Raw genomic sequence first — 17,389 nt, forward strand, 5'->3', positions numbered from 1 at the left:
TTCTTCGGCATAACCAAAGCTCCTTTCCAAGCTCACTTTCTCACAAAGCTTGGTCCAAAAAAGCCCGGTCAGGTCACCTAGGTCCTCTGAAAACGAGAATATTTTGTTAGACGGCCGGAGAATACTGGTCGACTACAGAGGCCCTGGCGGAAAAACGGTCTCTGTAGAGAATGACCTTGCGTGAAAAGCCCGCCGTTGGCGGCCCTTTTTCGCAACCAAGAGAGAAATTCTCTGAGTCACGCACTGGCTGGCTGGCGATGCAGTGCTGATCGCGCCGGTCTCCGCGCCAATTCCCTGCTAACAGGGAATTTTACAGGGAAATTCGCGAATTCGGCCCCCGCAGAGCGCTTTGGAGGCAAGAAACCGCAGCGCCACAGCGACTTCCGGGATATTTCCCTAGAAAATTAACAGGGAAGACATTTCGAGGAACAGGGAAACTTCGCGCGCGCAACAGGGATTTTCGGAACAGGTAGAGCCAGATTGCAAAGCCAGCGCGGATTCGATTTCCAAACTATACAAGTTAGGTCACTTCGTTACGGCCTGAACGAAAACTGCGGAGGGCCGAGTTGATGCATCAGACAGGGGCGCACAAGCTCGATCCAGTCGCACAACCGCGACCGCGTTTCGCGCGGGTGGATGAGGTCGTGGACCGAGAAGGCCTCGGCTTTGCCAAACGGAGATTGCAGCGCGGCGAACTGGTCTTCAAGTTCAAGCCGTTTTGCAGCGGGATCTGCGGCCGCGGCAATCTCATGCCGGAATGCAAGCGCGACGCCACCTTCCACCGGCAGCGCACCGCTTTCCGCCGATGGCCATGCCAGAACATGACAACCCGACGGCATGTGGGCATAGTTGGCAAGCCCCATGCTCTTGCGCACCAGAACCGCCGCCCAGGGTATCGTGGACAGCGCTACTGAAATCAGCGCCGACGCGCCGTGCCTGATGGTGGCGTCGCGCTCCGCATCGGGACCGATCATGAAGCCGGGCTCATCCACGAAGGTCACGATCGGCTGATGGAACGTCTGGCACAAGTCGACGAACTTCCGCAGCTTCTGGGCTCCCGCCGCGGTGAGCGATCCAGCATTGTGCTTTGGGTCGCTGGCGAAGATGCCGACGACACAACCTGACAGCCGCGCGAAGCCGGTGATCTGGCCGGGGCCGTATTTCTTGCCTATCTCGAAGAACGAGCCGCGATCGACAATCGCCTCGACCACCTGCCGCATGTTGTAGATACGCTTGCGGTTGGCGGGAATAATGTCGGCAAGTTCTGGCGCTTCGCGGTTGGCCGGATCGTCGGTCGCGGTGCGCGGCGCCAATTCCCAGACGTTCTGCGGCATGTAGGACAGAAAACGCTTAATGGATTCGAAGGCCGCGTCCTCGTCCTCGACCACGTCATCGACAAGACCGCTTTTTTCGTGGATCTGTGCGCCACCCAGTTCTTCCTTCGTCAGCTTGACGCCGAGCGCACGCTCGACCAGCGCCGGACCGCCGGTCAGGATTTGCGATGTGGTCCGCGTCATCACCGTATAGTGCGAGGCGACAAGTCGGCCGGCCGGAAATCCGGCAACCGCGCCAACTGCAGCGCTCGCAACCGGCACGGTTCCAAGACACCGCGCGATGGATTCAAAACGGCTACGTTCGTAGACCGCTCCGGGGAGGGTTTTAACCCTTTTGCCTCCGCTCCCGGTGATGCTTGCGCCAGAACCTTCATGAAACCGCACCAGCGGAATCCGATATTGCAGCGCAAGGTCCTCCGTGTAGATGCTTTTACGCAACCCCGCTGCGTTGGGCGAACCGGCGCCCATGGTGAAATCCTCGCCAGCAACCACGCAGTGTCGTCCCGCAATCTTGCCGATGCCGAGCACGAAATTCGCAGGCGTGAATGACAGCGAGCCGTCTTCCGCGCGTTCGCCTACGCCGGCTATGGGGCCGACTTCCTTCAGCGTGTCTTTATCGAGGATGCGCTCGATCCGCTCGCGCACGGTGAGGCGGCCCTTGTCGTGCTGCTTGCGAACCGCATCCTCGCCTCCTTGCAGAAGCGCCAGCTTGCGCCTCTCATCGATTTCGTCGGTCCTGTCCTGCCAAGCAGTCGAACGCATCGGCTCTCTCCATGTCGCCGCTGGCGTGCAGCAGCTATATTCACGTCTCCAGAACGAGGAGCAGATGCCCTTCTTCGACCATATCGTCGATCTGAACGAGAATGGCCTTAACCCTGCCATCGCCCGGTGAGGCGATTGGAATCTCCATCTTCATGGATTCGATCAGGATCACATCTTCACCCGCGTTGACGTCAGTCCCGATCGCAGGAAACGAAATTACCCGGCCTGCCAGTTCGGCGGTTATTCTCTTTTCGGCCATGCACCGATACCCATCGCGCGAAGTTAGGCCCTGCCCGAATGTACAAGCAGCGGCACGACAAGTTAGTTCCTAAATGGAACCTGTCAAGCGCAACCGGCCGCATTGCGCGCCTGCGAACTCGGTTGGCCTCTGCATACTCGTTCCAGTCTAGTGCTGCGTTGTGCTACCCTGGAGCACTCAGAATCTCGCCTCCAACATCCTATCTCTCAAGATCTATTTCGACCGGAGGATAGCAACCGAACTCCAGTTCTCGGTTGCATCCAGTTGAAGCAACCGTTCGCAGCGTTCGAGCATTGCTTTGGCTGGCCGATCACCCAGACGTGAATCCAGAACCAAGCTGAAATCGCGCATGGCACCGGCTAAATCTCGTGCGCGATATCGTGCGAGACCTCGCTGATAGGACTCGATCCACGATTGAGCGTGTTCTTCGGTTCCCATAACGCCGGCCATGCCGATCAGTTCGTGCACTGACAGGCCCTCCTCGCGCCCGTAAACGGCGATACTGTCGATCTCCCGCGTCACGAGAGCTCCGTGCGCCAGACGTTCGGTGGCTTCTCCGATCAGAAGGCTCGTGCCAAATATCTTGTTCGCGCTCTCCAGCCTACTGGCGACATTCACAGCATCACCAATGACCGTGTAATTGAGCCGTAACTCGGATCCGATATTGCCGACCAACATGGAGCCAGAATTGATCCCGATGCGAATCTGCAGCGGATTGCCCTGATCATCTGCAAGTCCGGATGCTTCGATAGCCGCCCGACAGGCCAATGCCGCGCGGCAGCAGCGCACCGCGTGGTCCGGCTGAGATGTGGGCGCTCCCCAAAATGCCATCACGGCATCGCCAATGAACTTGTCGATGGTACCTCCGTGAGCGACGATGTTTTCCGACATGGTGTCAAGATACCTGGACAACAGCGGCACGATGCGGTCGCCCATTCGCTCGGAAAGACCGGTAAACCCTGCGATGTCGATAAACATCACGGTCAGTTCGCGAACCGTCCCTCCCGGCTTGGCTTCGACGCCTTGCTGGACCAGCAAACGCACCAGATCGGCAGGAATGAACCGGCTGAATGCAGACAGGCCGCTTGCCATTTCAGCGATGGCTCCGGACAGACTCGCGATCTCCTTGAGATGCGAGGGATGCCGCCTGACCTGCTCCAGTGCAAAACTCTCCACATGCCGGATCTCGCCGACGACTCGCGACAGCGGGGTGGCGATCAGCCCTCGCGCGAGAAAAGCTGATCCAATGGCGGCCAAGAGCGCCCCCACGGCGAGACCCGCAATCAATCGCCTGAGTGCAGCCTCCACTGGACCGAGAAATTCGGATTCGGGAATCACTGTCGCCAGCGACCAGCCGGGAAACGGCAGCGGCGTCAGCGCAACTTCATATGCTGCGCCTCCCGATGTCAGCCGGTCCCGCCACGCGGTGATGCGGCCATTGTCGCCTGCCCGCACCAGCGCCGTTTTCGCCAGTGGCAAGAGCGGTTGAACGCTCCGCGTATGCTGCAGTTCGTCAGCTTGACTGTCAGGCGTAGCAACCAGATCGCCCTTCCCGTCGAAAATGAAGGCCGCTCCGGTTCGCCCAACCTCAAGCTGGGAGAGAAAACGCGACAGCCGCGTATATTCGATCATCACGGCCAGCACGCCCTGGCGCTCCTGATAGACGTCGATGGGGCCTGCGAAGGCGATAGAGCTGCGCTCTCCAACGGGATGGGTGAGAACCCGGAACCATTGCGGCTCCTCAGAGATCAGGCCGGTCCTGAACCATGGCTGATCCCCGACGCGAAAATCCGTCGGCTCGAAGCGGCGGCTTTCAAACTCAATGTCGCCAGGCACGACCTGATATTCGTCGATCCTGCGCTGATGCGGATCGGCCTGTCCGATCTCCATCATTTCGAGACGTCGATCGCCCAGCTTGTGAGCCGCGAAGAACGAACCATCCGGCCATCCAAACGCAACCCACGAAATGTCCGGCTGTGACTGCAACTGGGACAGGAAGACAAACTCCCGCTTATCAGCTTCCCGTGTCTCCAGCACGTTCTGCAGAAAAAGCGTTCGTATTGCGGTGAAAGCCGAGCGCGCTTCGTCCACGATCGCGGAAACCTCCTTGCGCACAGCGGCGACGATTTGCTCGTTGATCGTGCTCGCAAGCTGCCGGCTGACCGTATCGGCCGTCCGCCACCACAAAAGGCTCGACATCGCCGCTGTCAGAAGAATGGCCGTCAGAACCAGCGCGGATATCGCAAGGCGGATGCTGACCTGCGGAGCGCGCCATTTTCTGCCCCGCAGATCACGCTTGCCGGCTTCCATTCCCGAACACTCCTTGCTTCGTGCGAAGTTGCCAGTCAGCGCCGGCCCGCAATTTCCAGCCGCTTGACGAAAATGGCCGCGATGGTGAGCGACGCGGCGATGCCGCAGACACATGCGAGCCAGCCAAGGTGGTCGAACAACTGACCAAGCACGGCGGTCCCCGCCAGCCCGCCAAGAAAATAGCAGGCGAGGTAAACGCCGCTGGCGACGCCGCGATTGACTGTCGCGGCCCGTCCCACAAAGCCTGTCGCGACGGCCTGAGCGAAAAATGTTCCGATGCCGACCATCACCATGCCGCACATCACGGCCGGGAGCGAAGGCAACAGCAGCAGCGGCAGGCCCGCCAGAGCGAAGGCCAGCGCCCCCCACATCGCGATCCGAAATCCAAACCGCGCCACGGCATTGCCGGCCAGCAAGGTCGTAACGATCGATGGCAGAAAGACAAAATAGATAAGGCCAAGTTGCATGCGATCCAGCGACAGTGGAGAACGCACCAGCACGAAATTGACATAGGTAAACGTGCCGATAAATGCAAACAGAATGCAAAATCCGATCACAAAGGCCGAACGCAGTGGCGGGGACCGCCAGTGATCGCGCAGCGCAGACAGCGACGACTGGGGCGTCTCACCAGACATGGCGCCGGGCCGCGCGCGACTGATCGTAAAAAACACCAATGCGGCGCCAGCCAGATTAAGCACGGAAAAAAAGAGGAAATTGGACGCAAGCCCGAAGTTGTCGGCGACTGCAGCCGAGATCAGACGTCCGATCAGATTGCTTGCAACATTGCCGGTGATGTAGGCAGCGAAAGCGCCGCCGGCGTCCATGCTGCTGCATTGCTCTCCAAGATAGGCCAGCGTCAGCGCAAATGCTGCGGACATGCAGAGGCCCTGTGCAATGCGCAGCATCGCGAAAGTCGCCAGATCGGGCGCAAATGCGAGGCACGCGGTCGGAATGGCGAGTCCGGCCAGACTGAAGAGAATTCCTGAGCGCCGCTCGATCTTCGGACTGAGCAATCCTACCACCAGGCCGGAGATGGCCATGCCCAACGTGCTGGCGTTGACGGCAAGCCCCATCGCGGCGGGGGACACGGCATAGTGCCGTGCCAGCGTTGGCAAGATTGCCTGGGTGGCAAACAGATCGACCACGGTCAAAAACGCGGTAAGCCCGATAACTGCCGAGCGCAGCAGCACACCTGAAGTGCGTTCCGGTATGACAGCTTCGTGCAGGTGTGTCGTACTTGTCATGGAACTTCGCGCCTATGAAACTGAAAGGAATGATGTGACGCTCCGTCTTGGCAGGGTGGCCGGGGCAAGCGGAGCGTCACATCAGGCGGCAGGGATGGGGAAGCGGCCTGCCGCAACTCGTTCATCACATGTGATGATCGTTCGGATCCTTGCGGACATCGCCGACATAGAGAACGGCCGGTGCATCGCTGAGATTCTTCCACCAGTGCGACGTGCCGGATACTTCGGGACGGATGTCGCCTGCCTTGTGCAGGATCGGTCCCGCACAGTTGCTCGCATACTCGATGATTTCGCCCTCGGCGATGTAGATCAGCGCCGGGCGATCGTCATGGCTATGCCACGGCACAATGCCGCCGGGCTGAATGACGAGCTTGCGAAAACGAAGCTCGCGTCCCTTGATCTTCGCTGGCTGCTTTTCAAGATCAATGGCGCCAAGTGTCGTATCGGTCACGCCGACCGGCTTGAAGTCGACTTTCTCACGCACACCGGGCTTGAACTGATCCGCGGGACACTCGCCCGCGAAGGCGGTGGTTGCGGTCAGCGCGGATCCTGCGATCAGCACTACTGCGGCGATGCCTTTTCCTAACATACCAAAATCTCCTGCGTTGCGCCGGTCAGCGGTCGTGCGCCAGCGATGACATCACCTTCGCCGAACAATGCTTCCGCCTGAAATGCCGCCTCGCTCTGGTGTCGATAGCGGTCCGCTATCTGCAAGACGGCATGCGCCGAGTTACCGAACTCACAACAGGTTCTTGATGTCGGACGAAAATGTCGGATAGGCGTAAATCCGATCCTTGAGTGATACCGCCGGAATGCGATGCTCGATCGCGAGTGCAAAGAGATTGATCAGTTCTTCCGCCGCATGCCCGACGAGATGGGCACCGAGAACGAGTCCGCTCGCCTCATCGGTGATAATTCTGGCCCATGCGGCCGTTTCGGCATATGTGCGCGAAGAGAGCCAACCCCTCATGTCCGTGTCGCGGACCCTGATTCTGTGGCCCTTCTCACGGGCAGCCTGCTCGGTCAGGCCGACGCTGGCGAGCGCCGGCACGGTGTAGACTGATGTCGCGAGCGCCTCGTAATTCGGCGTATCGCGGGCACCTTCGGCGATATTGCGCCCGACCAGGCTGCCTTCATAGGTCGCGACGGGTGACAGTTGCGGCGTGCCCGGTACGGCATCGCCGCAGACATAAACACGGGGATTGGAAACCGAGCGAAGCCAGGGATCGAGCGTAATGCGGCCGTTGGTATGCGCCACATTGCCTGCGGCTAGATCGAGATTATCGACATTGGCAATGCGTCCGGCGCCATTCACCGCACGACCGGTCACGATGCCTTGCTCATGCCCTTGATGGCGAAAGACAACTTGAAGCTGACCGTCATCCCTTTTCTCAATCCTCAACACGTCGACGCCAGTCAGAATGCGAAGTCCGATGCGCTCGCATTCGGCCAGCAGTTTTTCAACCGCGGCCTGTTCGATCGCCGGCAGCAACCGCGGCAGCGCTTCCAGAACGGTGACCTCGACGCCGGCGCGGGCATAGACATGTCCCAACTCCAGAGAGATGACACCGCCGCCTATGAAGACAGCCGAGCGCGGCAAAATCCGGTCAGCGAGAATATGATCCGAGGTCACAAGATGATCAGCACCTGGAAAGGCAAGAGGGCGCGATTTCGAGCCGGTTGCGATCACAATGTGTTTCGCGGCGAGACAGCGCTCTCCAACGCAAACCGTGTCGGGGGCGACAAAGCGCCCTTCTTCACAAATAATCTCGACGCCACGCCGCTGCATCGAGGCGCGCAGTTGGGAGGGTATCGGCGCGACCATTGCCTGTTCGCGGTCAATCAGCGCAGACCAGTCGAGCTTCGGCTCGCTCACGGATATCTTATGGGTTACCGCTCGCGCAATCTCGTCGAGCGCATGGCCGGCAGCGACCAGAATTTTCTTTGGCGTACAGCCGCGATTGGGGCATGTGCCGCCCAGGTCGCGCGCCTCAATCATGGCGACAGACAGTCCTGCCGCTCGCGCGGGGCCGGTGACGCCGATCCCGGCATTGCCGCCGCCCAGAATCACCACGTCGAACGGTTCTGTGATCATCGGATTTAGCAACACTACTTCGTTGTGATCGTGGACGTGATGGATTCCACCACCATCGTCGCCATCTTGAACTGGGCATCGCGATTGGTGATGCCGTGACGTTTTGCGATCCAGCCGAAATCCGTCCACACGGCATACACATCACCGTTCTCGCCCTGCGTCAGCAATAAGCGAACGGGCCAGTCCAACCCGGCGTCCGGATTGGCTGTGATGAACTGCGTGCCGAGCGGCGGATTGCCGAAGACCAGCAGGGTCGAGGGACGCAGCTTGACGTCGGCGTCGGCTGCGAGCTTCGTCTGATTGATCTCCATGAAGAACCAGATGCCCTTCTTCGCGATGTCCGCCTTGATCCGCGCGATGGCTTCGCTCATCGGAACCGCACTTTTGACGCGAATAATGCCGTTATGGCTATCGGCACGCACGACAGACGTAGCTGCGGACACAAGGACCGCCAGCAGCAGAATGGTGACAACGAAATTGGAGAAACGATTGATCATGGCATGACCTCGCGAGTGTGAATGACGTTGCACCCAGCATGTCAACTGCGTTGTCGTCTGCGAAATACTGCGTTGCTACCAAGTCGATAGCTGTCTGCTATCCAGCGGCAAGAATGCGCGGCGGCTATGGTGTCAATCGTCCATCGGTATTTTAACGCTGGCCCGATCCGGCTTTCTATGCGCAGGCCCGAACGGCGGGCCGCTTCAACCTCATGACGGGAAATCACCATATGTCCAAGAGCAATGTCATCACCTCACTTGCCATCGCCGGCGCCTTTTCATCAGCGCTCGCCATGACCGCGACGCCGTCGCAGGCGGAGAGTTCAAAGGAAAAGTGTTTCGGCGTTTCGCTGAAGGGCCAGAACGACTGCGCCGCCGGCGCGGGCACAACCTGCGCGGCGACATCGAAGGTCGATTATCAGGGCAATTCTTGGAAGCTCGTGGCCAAGGGCACTTGCACCACCACATCCACTCCATTCGGGCCAGGGTCGCTGACGCCGATCAAGCGTCCGGCGTAATATTCGTTTCGCAAGCCTGCAGCGCTGGCGGAACCATTTCCGCCAGCGCTTGACCGCCCGCCGGAGGCCAATATGGACTTAACGCCCCACTTCCAGGAAAACGAGCACCGGTCCGACTCCGTCCCTGCCGTGCGTGCGCTGCCACGTCTCGGCGCAGGTGCCGGCCTCAAACACGAACATGCGGCGGACATTTTTGAAGGCATCGACCATGTCGATTTCTTTGAAATTCATGCTGAAAACTACATGGGCGCGGGCGGGCCGCCTCACCATTTGTTACGGCGGATTCGCAGCGACTATCCGCTGTCGATCCATGGGGTAGGCCTGTCGATCGGCGGCGCCGGTCCGCTGGACCGAAATCATCTGGCGCGATTGAAAGCATTGATGGCCCGATACGAGCCATCCGCATTTTCAGAGCATCTGGCCTGGTCATCTCACGAGGGCATTTTCATGAACGATCTGCTGCCGCTCCCCTACACGATCGAAACACTGGCGCGGGTCGCCGAGCATGTGCATCAGGTGCAGGATGCTCTCGGGACGCAAATGCTGCTCGAAAACCCGTCGACCTACGTTACATTCGCCAACTCGGACATGACCGAAACCGATTTTCTGCGCGAGATTGCCCGGATCACCGGCTGTGGCCTCCTGCTCGATATCAACAACGTCTACGTGTCCGCAATCAATCAAGGCATTTCGCCCGACCGCTACATCGATGATTTCCCGATAGAGCATGTCGGCGAAGTTCACCTCGGCGGATTCGCTGAGGACGCCGACGATTTCGGTGCGCGCCTCTTGATCGACAGCCATGGCGAGGGAACGGCGGATGCGGTGTGGGATTTGTATCGCTATACGCTCAGGCGGAGTGGTCCGGTTCCGACGCTTGTGGAATGGGACAATGACATTCCCGAGTTCAAAGTGCTCGCCGCAGAGGCTACACGCGCCCGGGCGATTCTTGCTGTCGAAGCTAGGCGACGAAACCGCGTCACAGTCGCGGCCTGAAGGAGAGCATCATGCGGTTCGACCGTGTCACGACCCAGAGTGCTTTTGCCGCCGCACTTTTCGAACCAGCTTCGCTGGTGCCAGCCGTTATCACCGCAGCGAGCCACCCCCGTACGAGGGCCGGCCTTAATGTTTACCGCAACAATGTTGCCGCCGGGCTTTTCAATGTGCTCGCGTCCCGCTTTCCAACCGTCAGGCGAATCGTTGGCGATGAGTCGTTCGCGCCGGCCGCGCGCGCTTTCATTGCGGCGCATCCGCCCCGTTCAGCCGTTCTGATGGAGTATGGGCAGGAATTTCCGGGTTTCGTGCGTCGCCGCGGGACGGATGCCTGCTTCAGGTATGTCGCCGACATTGCGGATCTGGAGCTCGCGCGCAGTCGCGCCTATCACGCCGCGGATGCGACGCCGTTGAGCCACGGCGCGTTCGTCGCGCTATCCGGTGACGAATTTTCCGGCAGGAGAGTGACACTGCATCCCTCGGTATCCCTGCTCAAATCGCGATTCCCCGTCATCTCGGTCTGGCAATCCCAACAGGCCTGCGGCGGCGATCATCCGACGCATGCACGCGGCGCCGAAGCCGCACTGATTTCCCGTCCCTTCCTCGACATCGAGATATATCTGCTCACGGACGGCAGTTATGCTTTCCTCAATGCGTTGCACAGCGGCAGCACGATCGCGGAAGCGCTGAAGGCTGGGGCTGACAGCGCAGCCGCGTTCGATCTGACCGAAAGCCTGTCGTTGCTGATTAGCTCAAATATCGTTGTCGCGCTCCAATGAGGAGAAATGAATTCGGCTGCAAACCGATTGGGGCTAACGAGCGAATTGCGGCAACGTATGCGTGCGCATCCAGATCAGATGATCCAGCGAAATCGCTCCCGGACCACGTGCGATGATTGCGAGCAGCAGTGCCCCCCAGAGCAGATGTTCCGGCCAGGCGCCGGGATAAACGAACGTCTGAATGACTGCGACCATTCCGAGCAGAGCCAGCGCGGACAGCCGCGATGCCAAACCGATGATCAGTAGGATCGGAAGGACATGTTCGGCGGTTGTCGCCGCATAGGCTGCGACGCTAGGCGGCAGCAAAGGCACCCTGTACTCCTCACGGAAAAGCACGAATGTCTCTTCTCGCAGCATGAAGCCCGAAACCTTTGTCTGGCCGGAACGCCAGAACACGCTGGCGACGGCAACACGAGCGACAAGAGCGACCAAACTCGGCGGTATCTGCTCCGCAATATCGCGGCCACGATTGAGAAGGACAGAGAATGACATGCGAACGCTCCTATTCCGCACAGACGGCAATAATTGGCGAACAGCCAACCGTAGTTTCACCGGCGGATAAAATGCCATCTCGCAATGAAGGCGATAGCGACCTGGCATCGCGTTGGCGCTGGACTTGTGAGACCATCCACCCGATGATGCATGAAAGCCGCGGCTTGAACGGTCCATCATGACACCAACAAACACGCCAGCGATCACCCCTGAAATTATCGCCACGCTCCGGGCGGCGTTCGAGACGTGCCGCGACATGGATGCCCCGTTGAGCGATCGGCTGGCCGCGTATGCAGCGGCAAGTTTCGAGGCGCTTCCAGCCTATGGAAACGCTGTCGACCGCCTGGTCGCGCGTATCCATGAAAACGGCGGCGGGGAAACCGGCCCTAGGCCGGGAGATGCGCTGCCTCCATTCGTGCTGCCGGACGACAGCGGTGCGTTCCGCAGCCTCGACGGATTTCTCGCAAAAGGGCCGGTTGCCGTGATGTTTCACCGCGGACATTGGTGCCCCTATTGCCGCCTGAGCCTGAACGCGCTGGTCCGGGCACAAGACGAGATTGCGGCGACCGGCGGCCAGGTTGTCGTGATCACGCCCGAACGCCAGCCCTATGCTCGCCAATTCAAGGAGACGGCCAACGCGCCTTACCCGGTGCTGACCGACCTCGATAACGGCTACGCCTTGTCGCTCGACCTTGCGATCTGGCTCACCCCGGACCTTCAGGACATTCTTTCCATCAACGACTTGCCGCGATTTCACGGCAACGATGCCTGGATTCTGCCGATCCCGGCGACTTTCGTGCTGGGCCGGGATGGCGTGATCCGCGCACGCTTTGTCGATCCGGATTTCCGCAAGCGCATGGAAATCGACGACCTGATCGCCGCGCTGAAGGCTGGACGCTAGTTGAAGCGCGACCAGTCGGAGCCGCGCAACAGCCGGACGACAGCAGCGGCAACAGCCGTGCGCTGACGGCCGGCAACGCCATAAAGATTAAGCGTACGCTTGAGATCGAGTCCGTTGACATCGAGACGCTTCAAGGCGCCGGGAACGATGGTGCTTCTAGGGACAAACGCGATGCCGACGTCCGCCTCGAGCAAACCCATCAAATCCCGCTCGGATGAAATCTCATGCGGATGACCGATCTCGATATCCTGCTCGCGCAGGCTGTCGGCGACCCGGCCGCCATGCTCGCAATAGGTCCTGCTCAGGATCTGCTCCTCGGCCAGATCGGAAGGATCGACGCTATCGCGATTGGCCAGCCGGTGGCGGGCATTCACCACCAGTTGGAATCGTTCGGTGAAAAGCGGCCACGCATCTAACCGATCCCAGTCGCTGTCGATCTCGGCGGCCAGTCCCAGCTCGGCCTCCCCGTTCTTGAGGAGTTCTCCCACAGCCTTGCTGGTGCCACGCAGAAAGCGAAACTCAAGTCCAGAGAAATGCCGATTGATCTCGGCAAGAAACGGAATCACCAGAGATAGATCGACGCCTTCTGTCAGCGCAATGCGGAGCGAACCGATATCGCCACTCTTGAAGGATGAGGCCAGCGAGCGAGCGCCCAGCGCCGCATCGTAGCACTGCTTCAGCAGCGGATGCATGCGCTGGCCGAGTTCGGTGAGCTGTGCTGCCGGACGTTCGCGGCGAAACAGATCGCCACCAAGTTCGGCCTCCAGTTGCTTGATCGCTCGGGTCAGCGATGGCTGCGTGACATTGCAATCGTCCGCCGCCCGCGTGAAATTCAGCGTGCGCGCAACGGCCAGAAAATACCGAACCTGATGCATCTCCATGGTGCCGGCCCCGTATCGCGATCACCCTTGTTGTTTCTAGCGGAACTTTGCCCGAATTCCCAACAGAAAGGCGATAGCGTCGGCCTATGGACACGGAAGCCGTCAGGTATTTCCGCAGCAAAGAGGCTGCGGGCAAACTCGGGCATTGCCATCTTGTACAGCCGAAGGGTGCTTCCATGAATGTTCAGATCCAGCCCAAAAATGCAGCAGGCCTCTCCCTCGGCGGGAAGGTCGCACTCGTCACCGGGTCCACGAGCGGAATCGGTCTTGGCATTGCGCGCGCCCTGGCCGCTGCCGGCGCAGCCGTCGTGCTGAACGGCTTCGGCGGCGCGGACGACATTGCGAAAGCGCAGGCCGATATCGAAACCGGATTTGGCGTCAGTGCTGGCTATTCCGCCGCCGACATGTCTGACCCGGCAGCCATTGGCGAGATGATCGGCAGCATCCTGAAAGATCACGGCCGTCTCGATATCGTCGTCAACAATGCAGGCATCCAGCATGTTGCGCCGATCGCCGAATTTCCGGTGGAGAGATGGAATGCGATTCTCGCGATCAATCTGTCCTCGGCCTTCCATACATCACGGGCCGTCCTGCCCGCGATGCGAAAGAACGGCTTTGGCCGCATCATCAATATCGCCTCCGCGCATGGACTGGTCGCCTCGCCCTTCAAGGCCGCCTATGTCGCCGCCAAGCACGGTATCGTCGGATTGACCAAGACCATTGCGCTGGAGAGCGCGGAGGAAAACATCACCTGCAATGCGATCTGCCCGGGCTACGTCTATACACCGCTTGTTGAAACGCAGATCGAGGGGCAAGCCAAGGCGCATGGCATCTCCCGCGACAAAGTGATCCGCGACGTGTTGCTCGCACAACAACCCAACAAGCGCTTCGCTACCGTGGAGGAGATCGGGGCGCTGGCCGTTTTCCTCGCCAGCGATGCCGCAGCGTCGATCACCGGAACAGCGTTGCCGGTCGATGGCGGCTGGACCGCGCATTGAGGTGGCGTCATGACCCGTCACAACGGCAACGAACAAGACGCTCTTCCCGGCCAGGTCGTTCTTGTGCTGCAAGGCGGCGGAGCACTCGGCTCTTATCAGGCAGGCGTCTATCAGGCCCTGCACGAGGCTGGGATCGAGCCAGACTGGATCATCGGCACCTCCATAGGCGCAATCAACGCAAGCCTTATTGCCGGAAATCCGCCAGAGCGGCGGCTTGAGCGGCTGCAGGAATTCTGGGCCCGAATGGAGCAGCGGCCGGTACTCACCTTTGCGGGCGCCTGGCCCGGCTTCCACGACGCGCTTGGTTACTGGACAACGCTGATGCAAGGCATTCCGGGATTCTTCACTCCCAACCCGTTGGCCCATACAGGTTTCAATTATCCTCTCGGCGCGGATCGGGCCGGTTACTATTCAACCGGCGCGCTCGAACAAACGTTGCTGGAGCTCGTCGACTTCTCGCTTGTCAAACAGTGCAAACCGCGGCTTACGGTCGGCGCAGCTCACGTCACCACCAGCCAGATGCGCTATTTCGACAGCCGCTCGCATAATCTCGGCGTGAAACACGTCCTCGCCTCCGGCGCGCTGCCACCCGCATTTCCACCGATCCGAATCGACGGCGAACTTTATTGGGACGGCGGAATTCTCTCGAACACGCCGACCGAAGCTGTGTTCGATGATAATCCGCGCAAGAACTCACTAATCTTCGCGGTTCATATGTGGAATCCCGCCGGCAGCGAGCCGCAGACGATGGCGGAAGTGCTGAACCGTCAGAAGGATATCCAGTACTCCAGCCGGATCGCCAGCCACATCGCCCGGCAGGAGCAGGCGCATCGGCTGCGGCATATCATAACCGAGCTTGCAGCACACCTGCCCGACGACATACGCCAGAGCAAGGAGATCAGGTCATTGACGGCCTATGGCTGCCCGACACGCATGCATGTGATCAGGCTTCTTGCTCCGCAACTCGAACGAGAGAACCACACCAAAGACGTTGATTTCAGCCCTTCGGGAATCAAGCAGCGTTGGCACGCCGGATACATTCACACGCGCCGCGTTCTTGAACGCAAGCCGTGGCAAGGTGGGTTTGATCCGTTGGCCGGCGTCATCCTGCACGAAGAGGATCGTGCACTGGCGATGGCGGCAGAATAGCAATCCGTTTCGTCAGGCCTAGGGATCGGAACATCGTTTCATGAACATCGCGACAATCGGTCAGCGCCTGCAGGAAGCCTTCGATCATTGCCGCCGCATGGAGGGGCCGGTCAACGACCGGCTGACGGCCTATGCGGATGCCTTGCGAAAGATCAATCCGGAGTTCGCCGACGCCGTTCAGCGTCTTATCGATCGCCTGCAGCAGAACGGCTGCGGCGAGAACGCGCCGAAGCCGGGCGACCTGCTGCCGCCATTCGCATTGCCGGACGATGCGGGGCGAATCGTGACACTGGACGATCTGCTGCAAAAGGGGCCCGCCATCATCACCTTTCAGCGCGGACATTGGTGCCCGTTCTGCCGGATCAATCTTGCGGCGATATCGCAGAACATGGATGCGATCCGGCGCGCAAGCGGGCAACTCGTAGCGATCACTCCGGACCGCCAGGAATTTTCGGTCGCATTCAAGCTGGACAGTTCGGCGCAATTTCCAATTCTGACCGACCTCGACAATGGCTATGCGCTGTCACTGAATCTTGCGATCTGGGTGGGTCGTGAACTCAAACGGATGATGGGCGAGCGCGGACGAAGCCTGCCGGATTTTCAGGGCAACGACGCCTGGCTGTTGCCGATTCCCGCGACCTTTGTCGTGGGCAAGAACGGCACGATTATGCGTCGCTTTGTGGACCCGGACTTCCGTCGGCGTATGGACATCACCGATCTTCTCGGTGCTCTCGCAGCTTGAGCGGAGATAGCATTTCACTGCCGTTACGCTTCGCAATGAAAAGCCGACCACGCTTCTGGCATAACCGGCTTTTCGTTGGGTAGATTTCAGAAACCGCGAGCGCCGATGCCGCCTTTCCGGATCTTCCCGAAATCGACCGACGGCACAGTACGGTCAATCGACGCGTAGCTGTTGATCCGGGAATCTGCGTTTGACGAAGCCTCCAGCGCCGGCGCCCCCTTCGGACCGCCCGAGTAGGTTCCGCTACCCGCATGCGCTGTCGACATCAGGCCGAGTATACTTGCCGAAAACAGTGTGATTTTGATAGCGTTCATGACATTTCTCCGTGAGATATCAGTACATGCGACAAGCCGCATGCCTGAACCGAAGATTGTCAGAGAGGCTTGCCGGGTTGAAATATCGGCTGGCTCTCGTGCTGATAGCTCCGCTCTATGTAACGGGCTCGATAAGAGGCTCCCCAACAACTATTGCAGTGCCAAAATCCGCTTTATGGAGATTATTGCCCCGGGCAAGAGTCGATCCCGCGGCATGAAGCGACCTGAAACACCTTGAGACGCGAAGAGGAGCTGCGTCGCAGCTCCCCTTTCTTTAGAAAAGACCCGGCCCTATCCGCCCGTTACAATCACTTCCGGTTGTTAAATCCCGGCAGTAACATTGCCACGTTCGCACGATACTTTCTGTATTCGTCGCCAAACATCGCAATGAGATCGCGCTCCTCAAGCCAAATCCCTATCAGGATGTAGGCTGTGGTCGCGAACGCAAACAGGGCGTGGCCCGCCGTCATTGTCGATGTTGCCCAGAAAGCAATGATAAATCCGAGATAGATCGGATGACGAACGAAACGATAAAGACCCGGCGTTTTGAAACGGATCGCAGGTGCGACACGGCCGGCAAAGTTCATCGTCACCTGCTTCAGGCCGAAGAGTTCGAAGTGACTGATGAGAAATGTCGCGTAGAGCACGATCAACCAGCCAAACGCGGAAAGCGCCTTGAGCGCGAATGCGGCGTGAGGACTGGTCACCTGCCAGATGATCTGCGGCATCGGCTGCCAGCACGCGAATAACAAGACCAGCGCCAGCGACGACATCAGCACGAATGTCGACCGCTCGATGACGGGAGAGACGAATTTGGTCAGGACGGCCTTGAAGCCACGTCGCGCCATACCCGAGTGTTGAATGGCGAAGATACCGAGCAGCAATGTATTGACGCACAGAGCCGGAATCAACAGTCCGGGGACGCCGTTGTCGATCGTCTTGGGCACAACGACGCCGCCGACAAAGCCAATCGCATAGAGAAACGTGCCAAGGAAGACGAGATAGGCGAACGTCCCATATGCGAAGCCAAGCGAACGCGCGAGAAAGCTGGATTTGGGTGGTTCGCGTACAAGAATTGTTGTCATGATAAATTCCTTTGCATGAAACGAGTAGGCATCGGC

At 59.5% G+C, this 17,389-nt stretch carries 18 protein-coding genes; 7 read left to right on the forward strand and 11 right to left on the reverse strand.

What is annotated here, in order from left to right; all coding sequences use genetic code 11:
• Nucleotides 1–533 precede the first annotated feature (533 nt).
• From AC07UB_RS18120 to AC07UB_RS18150, 7 genes are all read right to left on the reverse strand, one after another.
• Nucleotides 534–2,096: an acyl-CoA carboxylase subunit beta gene (locus tag AC07UB_RS18120; protein WP_494654187.1), complete on the reverse strand. Its 1,563-nt coding sequence runs from the start codon at nt 2,094–2,096 to the stop codon at nt 534–536.
• Nucleotides 2,097–2,136: 40 nt separating this feature from the next.
• Nucleotides 2,137–2,355 carry an acyl-CoA carboxylase biotin carboxyl carrier protein subunit gene (locus tag AC07UB_RS18125; protein ID WP_494654186.1) on the reverse strand — a complete coding sequence of 73 codons (219 nt, stop codon included), beginning with the start codon at nt 2,353–2,355 and terminating at the stop codon, nt 2,137–2,139.
• A 213-nt stretch (nt 2,356–2,568) separates the two neighbouring features.
• On the reverse strand, nt 2,569–4,665 hold the full coding sequence (locus AC07UB_RS18130; RefSeq protein ID WP_494654184.1) for an adenylate/guanylate cyclase domain-containing protein: 2,097 nt from the start codon (nt 4,663–4,665) through the stop codon (nt 2,569–2,571).
• Nucleotides 4,666–4,700: 35 nt separating this feature from the next.
• Nucleotides 4,701–5,909, reverse strand: a complete 1,209-nt coding sequence (locus AC07UB_RS18135; RefSeq protein WP_494654182.1) for an MFS transporter — start codon at nt 5,907–5,909, stop codon at nt 4,701–4,703.
• 124 nt (nt 5,910–6,033) lie between these two features.
• Nucleotides 6,034–6,498: a cupin domain-containing protein gene (locus tag AC07UB_RS18140; RefSeq protein ID WP_494654180.1), complete on the reverse strand. Its 465-nt coding sequence runs from the start codon at nt 6,496–6,498 to the stop codon at nt 6,034–6,036.
• Between the two features lie 150 nt (nt 6,499–6,648).
• Nucleotides 6,649–8,004 carry a dihydrolipoyl dehydrogenase family protein gene (locus AC07UB_RS18145; protein ID WP_494654178.1) on the reverse strand — a complete coding sequence of 452 codons (1,356 nt, stop codon included), beginning with the start codon at nt 8,002–8,004 and terminating at the stop codon, nt 6,649–6,651.
• 14 nt (nt 8,005–8,018) lie between these two features.
• On the reverse strand, nt 8,019–8,501 hold the full coding sequence (locus AC07UB_RS18150) for a DUF302 domain-containing protein (protein WP_494654176.1): 483 nt from the start codon (nt 8,499–8,501) through the stop codon (nt 8,019–8,021).
• 230 nt (nt 8,502–8,731) lie between these two features.
• Between AC07UB_RS18150 and AC07UB_RS18155 the strand changes: the two genes are divergently transcribed.
• From AC07UB_RS18155 to AC07UB_RS18165, 3 genes are all read left to right on the forward strand, one after another.
• Nucleotides 8,732–9,019 (forward strand): BufA1 family periplasmic bufferin-type metallophore, encoded by a 288-nt coding sequence (locus AC07UB_RS18155; RefSeq protein WP_494654174.1) that lies wholly within the window; start codon nt 8,732–8,734, stop codon nt 9,017–9,019.
• A 72-nt stretch (nt 9,020–9,091) separates the two neighbouring features.
• Nucleotides 9,092–10,015 carry an MNIO family bufferin maturase gene (gene bufB / locus AC07UB_RS18160; protein ID WP_494654172.1) on the forward strand — a complete coding sequence of 308 codons (924 nt, stop codon included), beginning with the start codon at nt 9,092–9,094 and terminating at the stop codon, nt 10,013–10,015.
• A gap of 11 nt (nt 10,016–10,026) precedes the next feature.
• Nucleotides 10,027–10,791 (forward strand): HvfC/BufC family peptide modification chaperone, encoded by a 765-nt coding sequence (locus AC07UB_RS18165; protein WP_494654170.1) that lies wholly within the window; start codon nt 10,027–10,029, stop codon nt 10,789–10,791.
• Between the two features lie 33 nt (nt 10,792–10,824).
• Here the strand turns inward: AC07UB_RS18165 and AC07UB_RS18170 are convergent, their stop codons facing one another.
• A complete protein-coding gene (locus tag AC07UB_RS18170; RefSeq protein ID WP_494654168.1) occupies nt 10,825–11,283 on the reverse strand; it encodes a DoxX family protein in 459 nt (152 codons plus the stop codon).
• 178 nt (nt 11,284–11,461) lie between these two features.
• Here AC07UB_RS18170 and AC07UB_RS18175 point away from each other — a divergent pair, with 178 nt between their 5' ends.
• Nucleotides 11,462–12,184 carry a peroxiredoxin-like family protein gene (locus AC07UB_RS18175; RefSeq protein WP_494654166.1) on the forward strand — a complete coding sequence of 241 codons (723 nt, stop codon included), beginning with the start codon at nt 11,462–11,464 and terminating at the stop codon, nt 12,182–12,184.
• Here AC07UB_RS18175 and AC07UB_RS18180 read toward each other — a convergent pair.
• Nucleotides 12,181–13,065 (reverse strand): LysR family transcriptional regulator, encoded by an 885-nt coding sequence (locus AC07UB_RS18180; protein ID WP_494654164.1) that lies wholly within the window; start codon nt 13,063–13,065, stop codon nt 12,181–12,183. The two genes, AC07UB_RS18175 and AC07UB_RS18180, sit on opposite strands and share 4 nt — an antisense overlap.
• A gap of 176 nt (nt 13,066–13,241) precedes the next feature.
• On the opposite strand from AC07UB_RS18180, the gene AC07UB_RS18185 reads away from it, so the two are divergent.
• From AC07UB_RS18185 to AC07UB_RS18195, 3 genes are read left to right on the forward strand one after another with little or no spacing between them, the layout of a single operon-like run.
• Nucleotides 13,242–14,063 (forward strand): 3-hydroxybutyrate dehydrogenase, encoded by an 822-nt coding sequence (locus AC07UB_RS18185; protein ID WP_494654162.1) that lies wholly within the window; start codon nt 13,242–13,244, stop codon nt 14,061–14,063.
• Nucleotides 14,064–14,072: 9 nt separating this feature from the next.
• Nucleotides 14,073–15,212, forward strand: coding sequence for a patatin-like phospholipase family protein (locus AC07UB_RS18190; RefSeq protein WP_494654161.1), 1,140 nt, complete (start codon nt 14,073–14,075; stop codon nt 15,210–15,212).
• 40 nt (nt 15,213–15,252) lie between these two features.
• The gene (locus AC07UB_RS18195) at nt 15,253–15,954 is read left to right on the forward strand and encodes a peroxiredoxin-like family protein (protein ID WP_494654159.1); all 702 of its coding nucleotides are present in this window, start codon (nt 15,253–15,255) and stop codon (nt 15,952–15,954) included.
• A gap of 86 nt (nt 15,955–16,040) precedes the next feature.
• Here the strand turns inward: AC07UB_RS18195 and AC07UB_RS18200 are convergent, their stop codons facing one another.
• Together AC07UB_RS18200 and mddA are read right to left on the reverse strand one after the other, a co-directional pair.
• Nucleotides 16,041–16,268: a hypothetical protein gene (locus AC07UB_RS18200; protein WP_494654157.1), complete on the reverse strand. Its 228-nt coding sequence runs from the start codon at nt 16,266–16,268 to the stop codon at nt 16,041–16,043.
• A 308-nt stretch (nt 16,269–16,576) separates the two neighbouring features.
• Nucleotides 16,577–17,353: a methanethiol S-methyltransferase gene (gene mddA / locus AC07UB_RS18205; protein ID WP_494654156.1), complete on the reverse strand. Its 777-nt coding sequence runs from the start codon at nt 17,351–17,353 to the stop codon at nt 16,577–16,579.
• Nucleotides 17,354–17,389: the final 36 nt, after the last annotated feature.

The sequence above is a fragment of the Afipia sp. GW821-FHT04G03 genome, assembly GCF_059419985.1.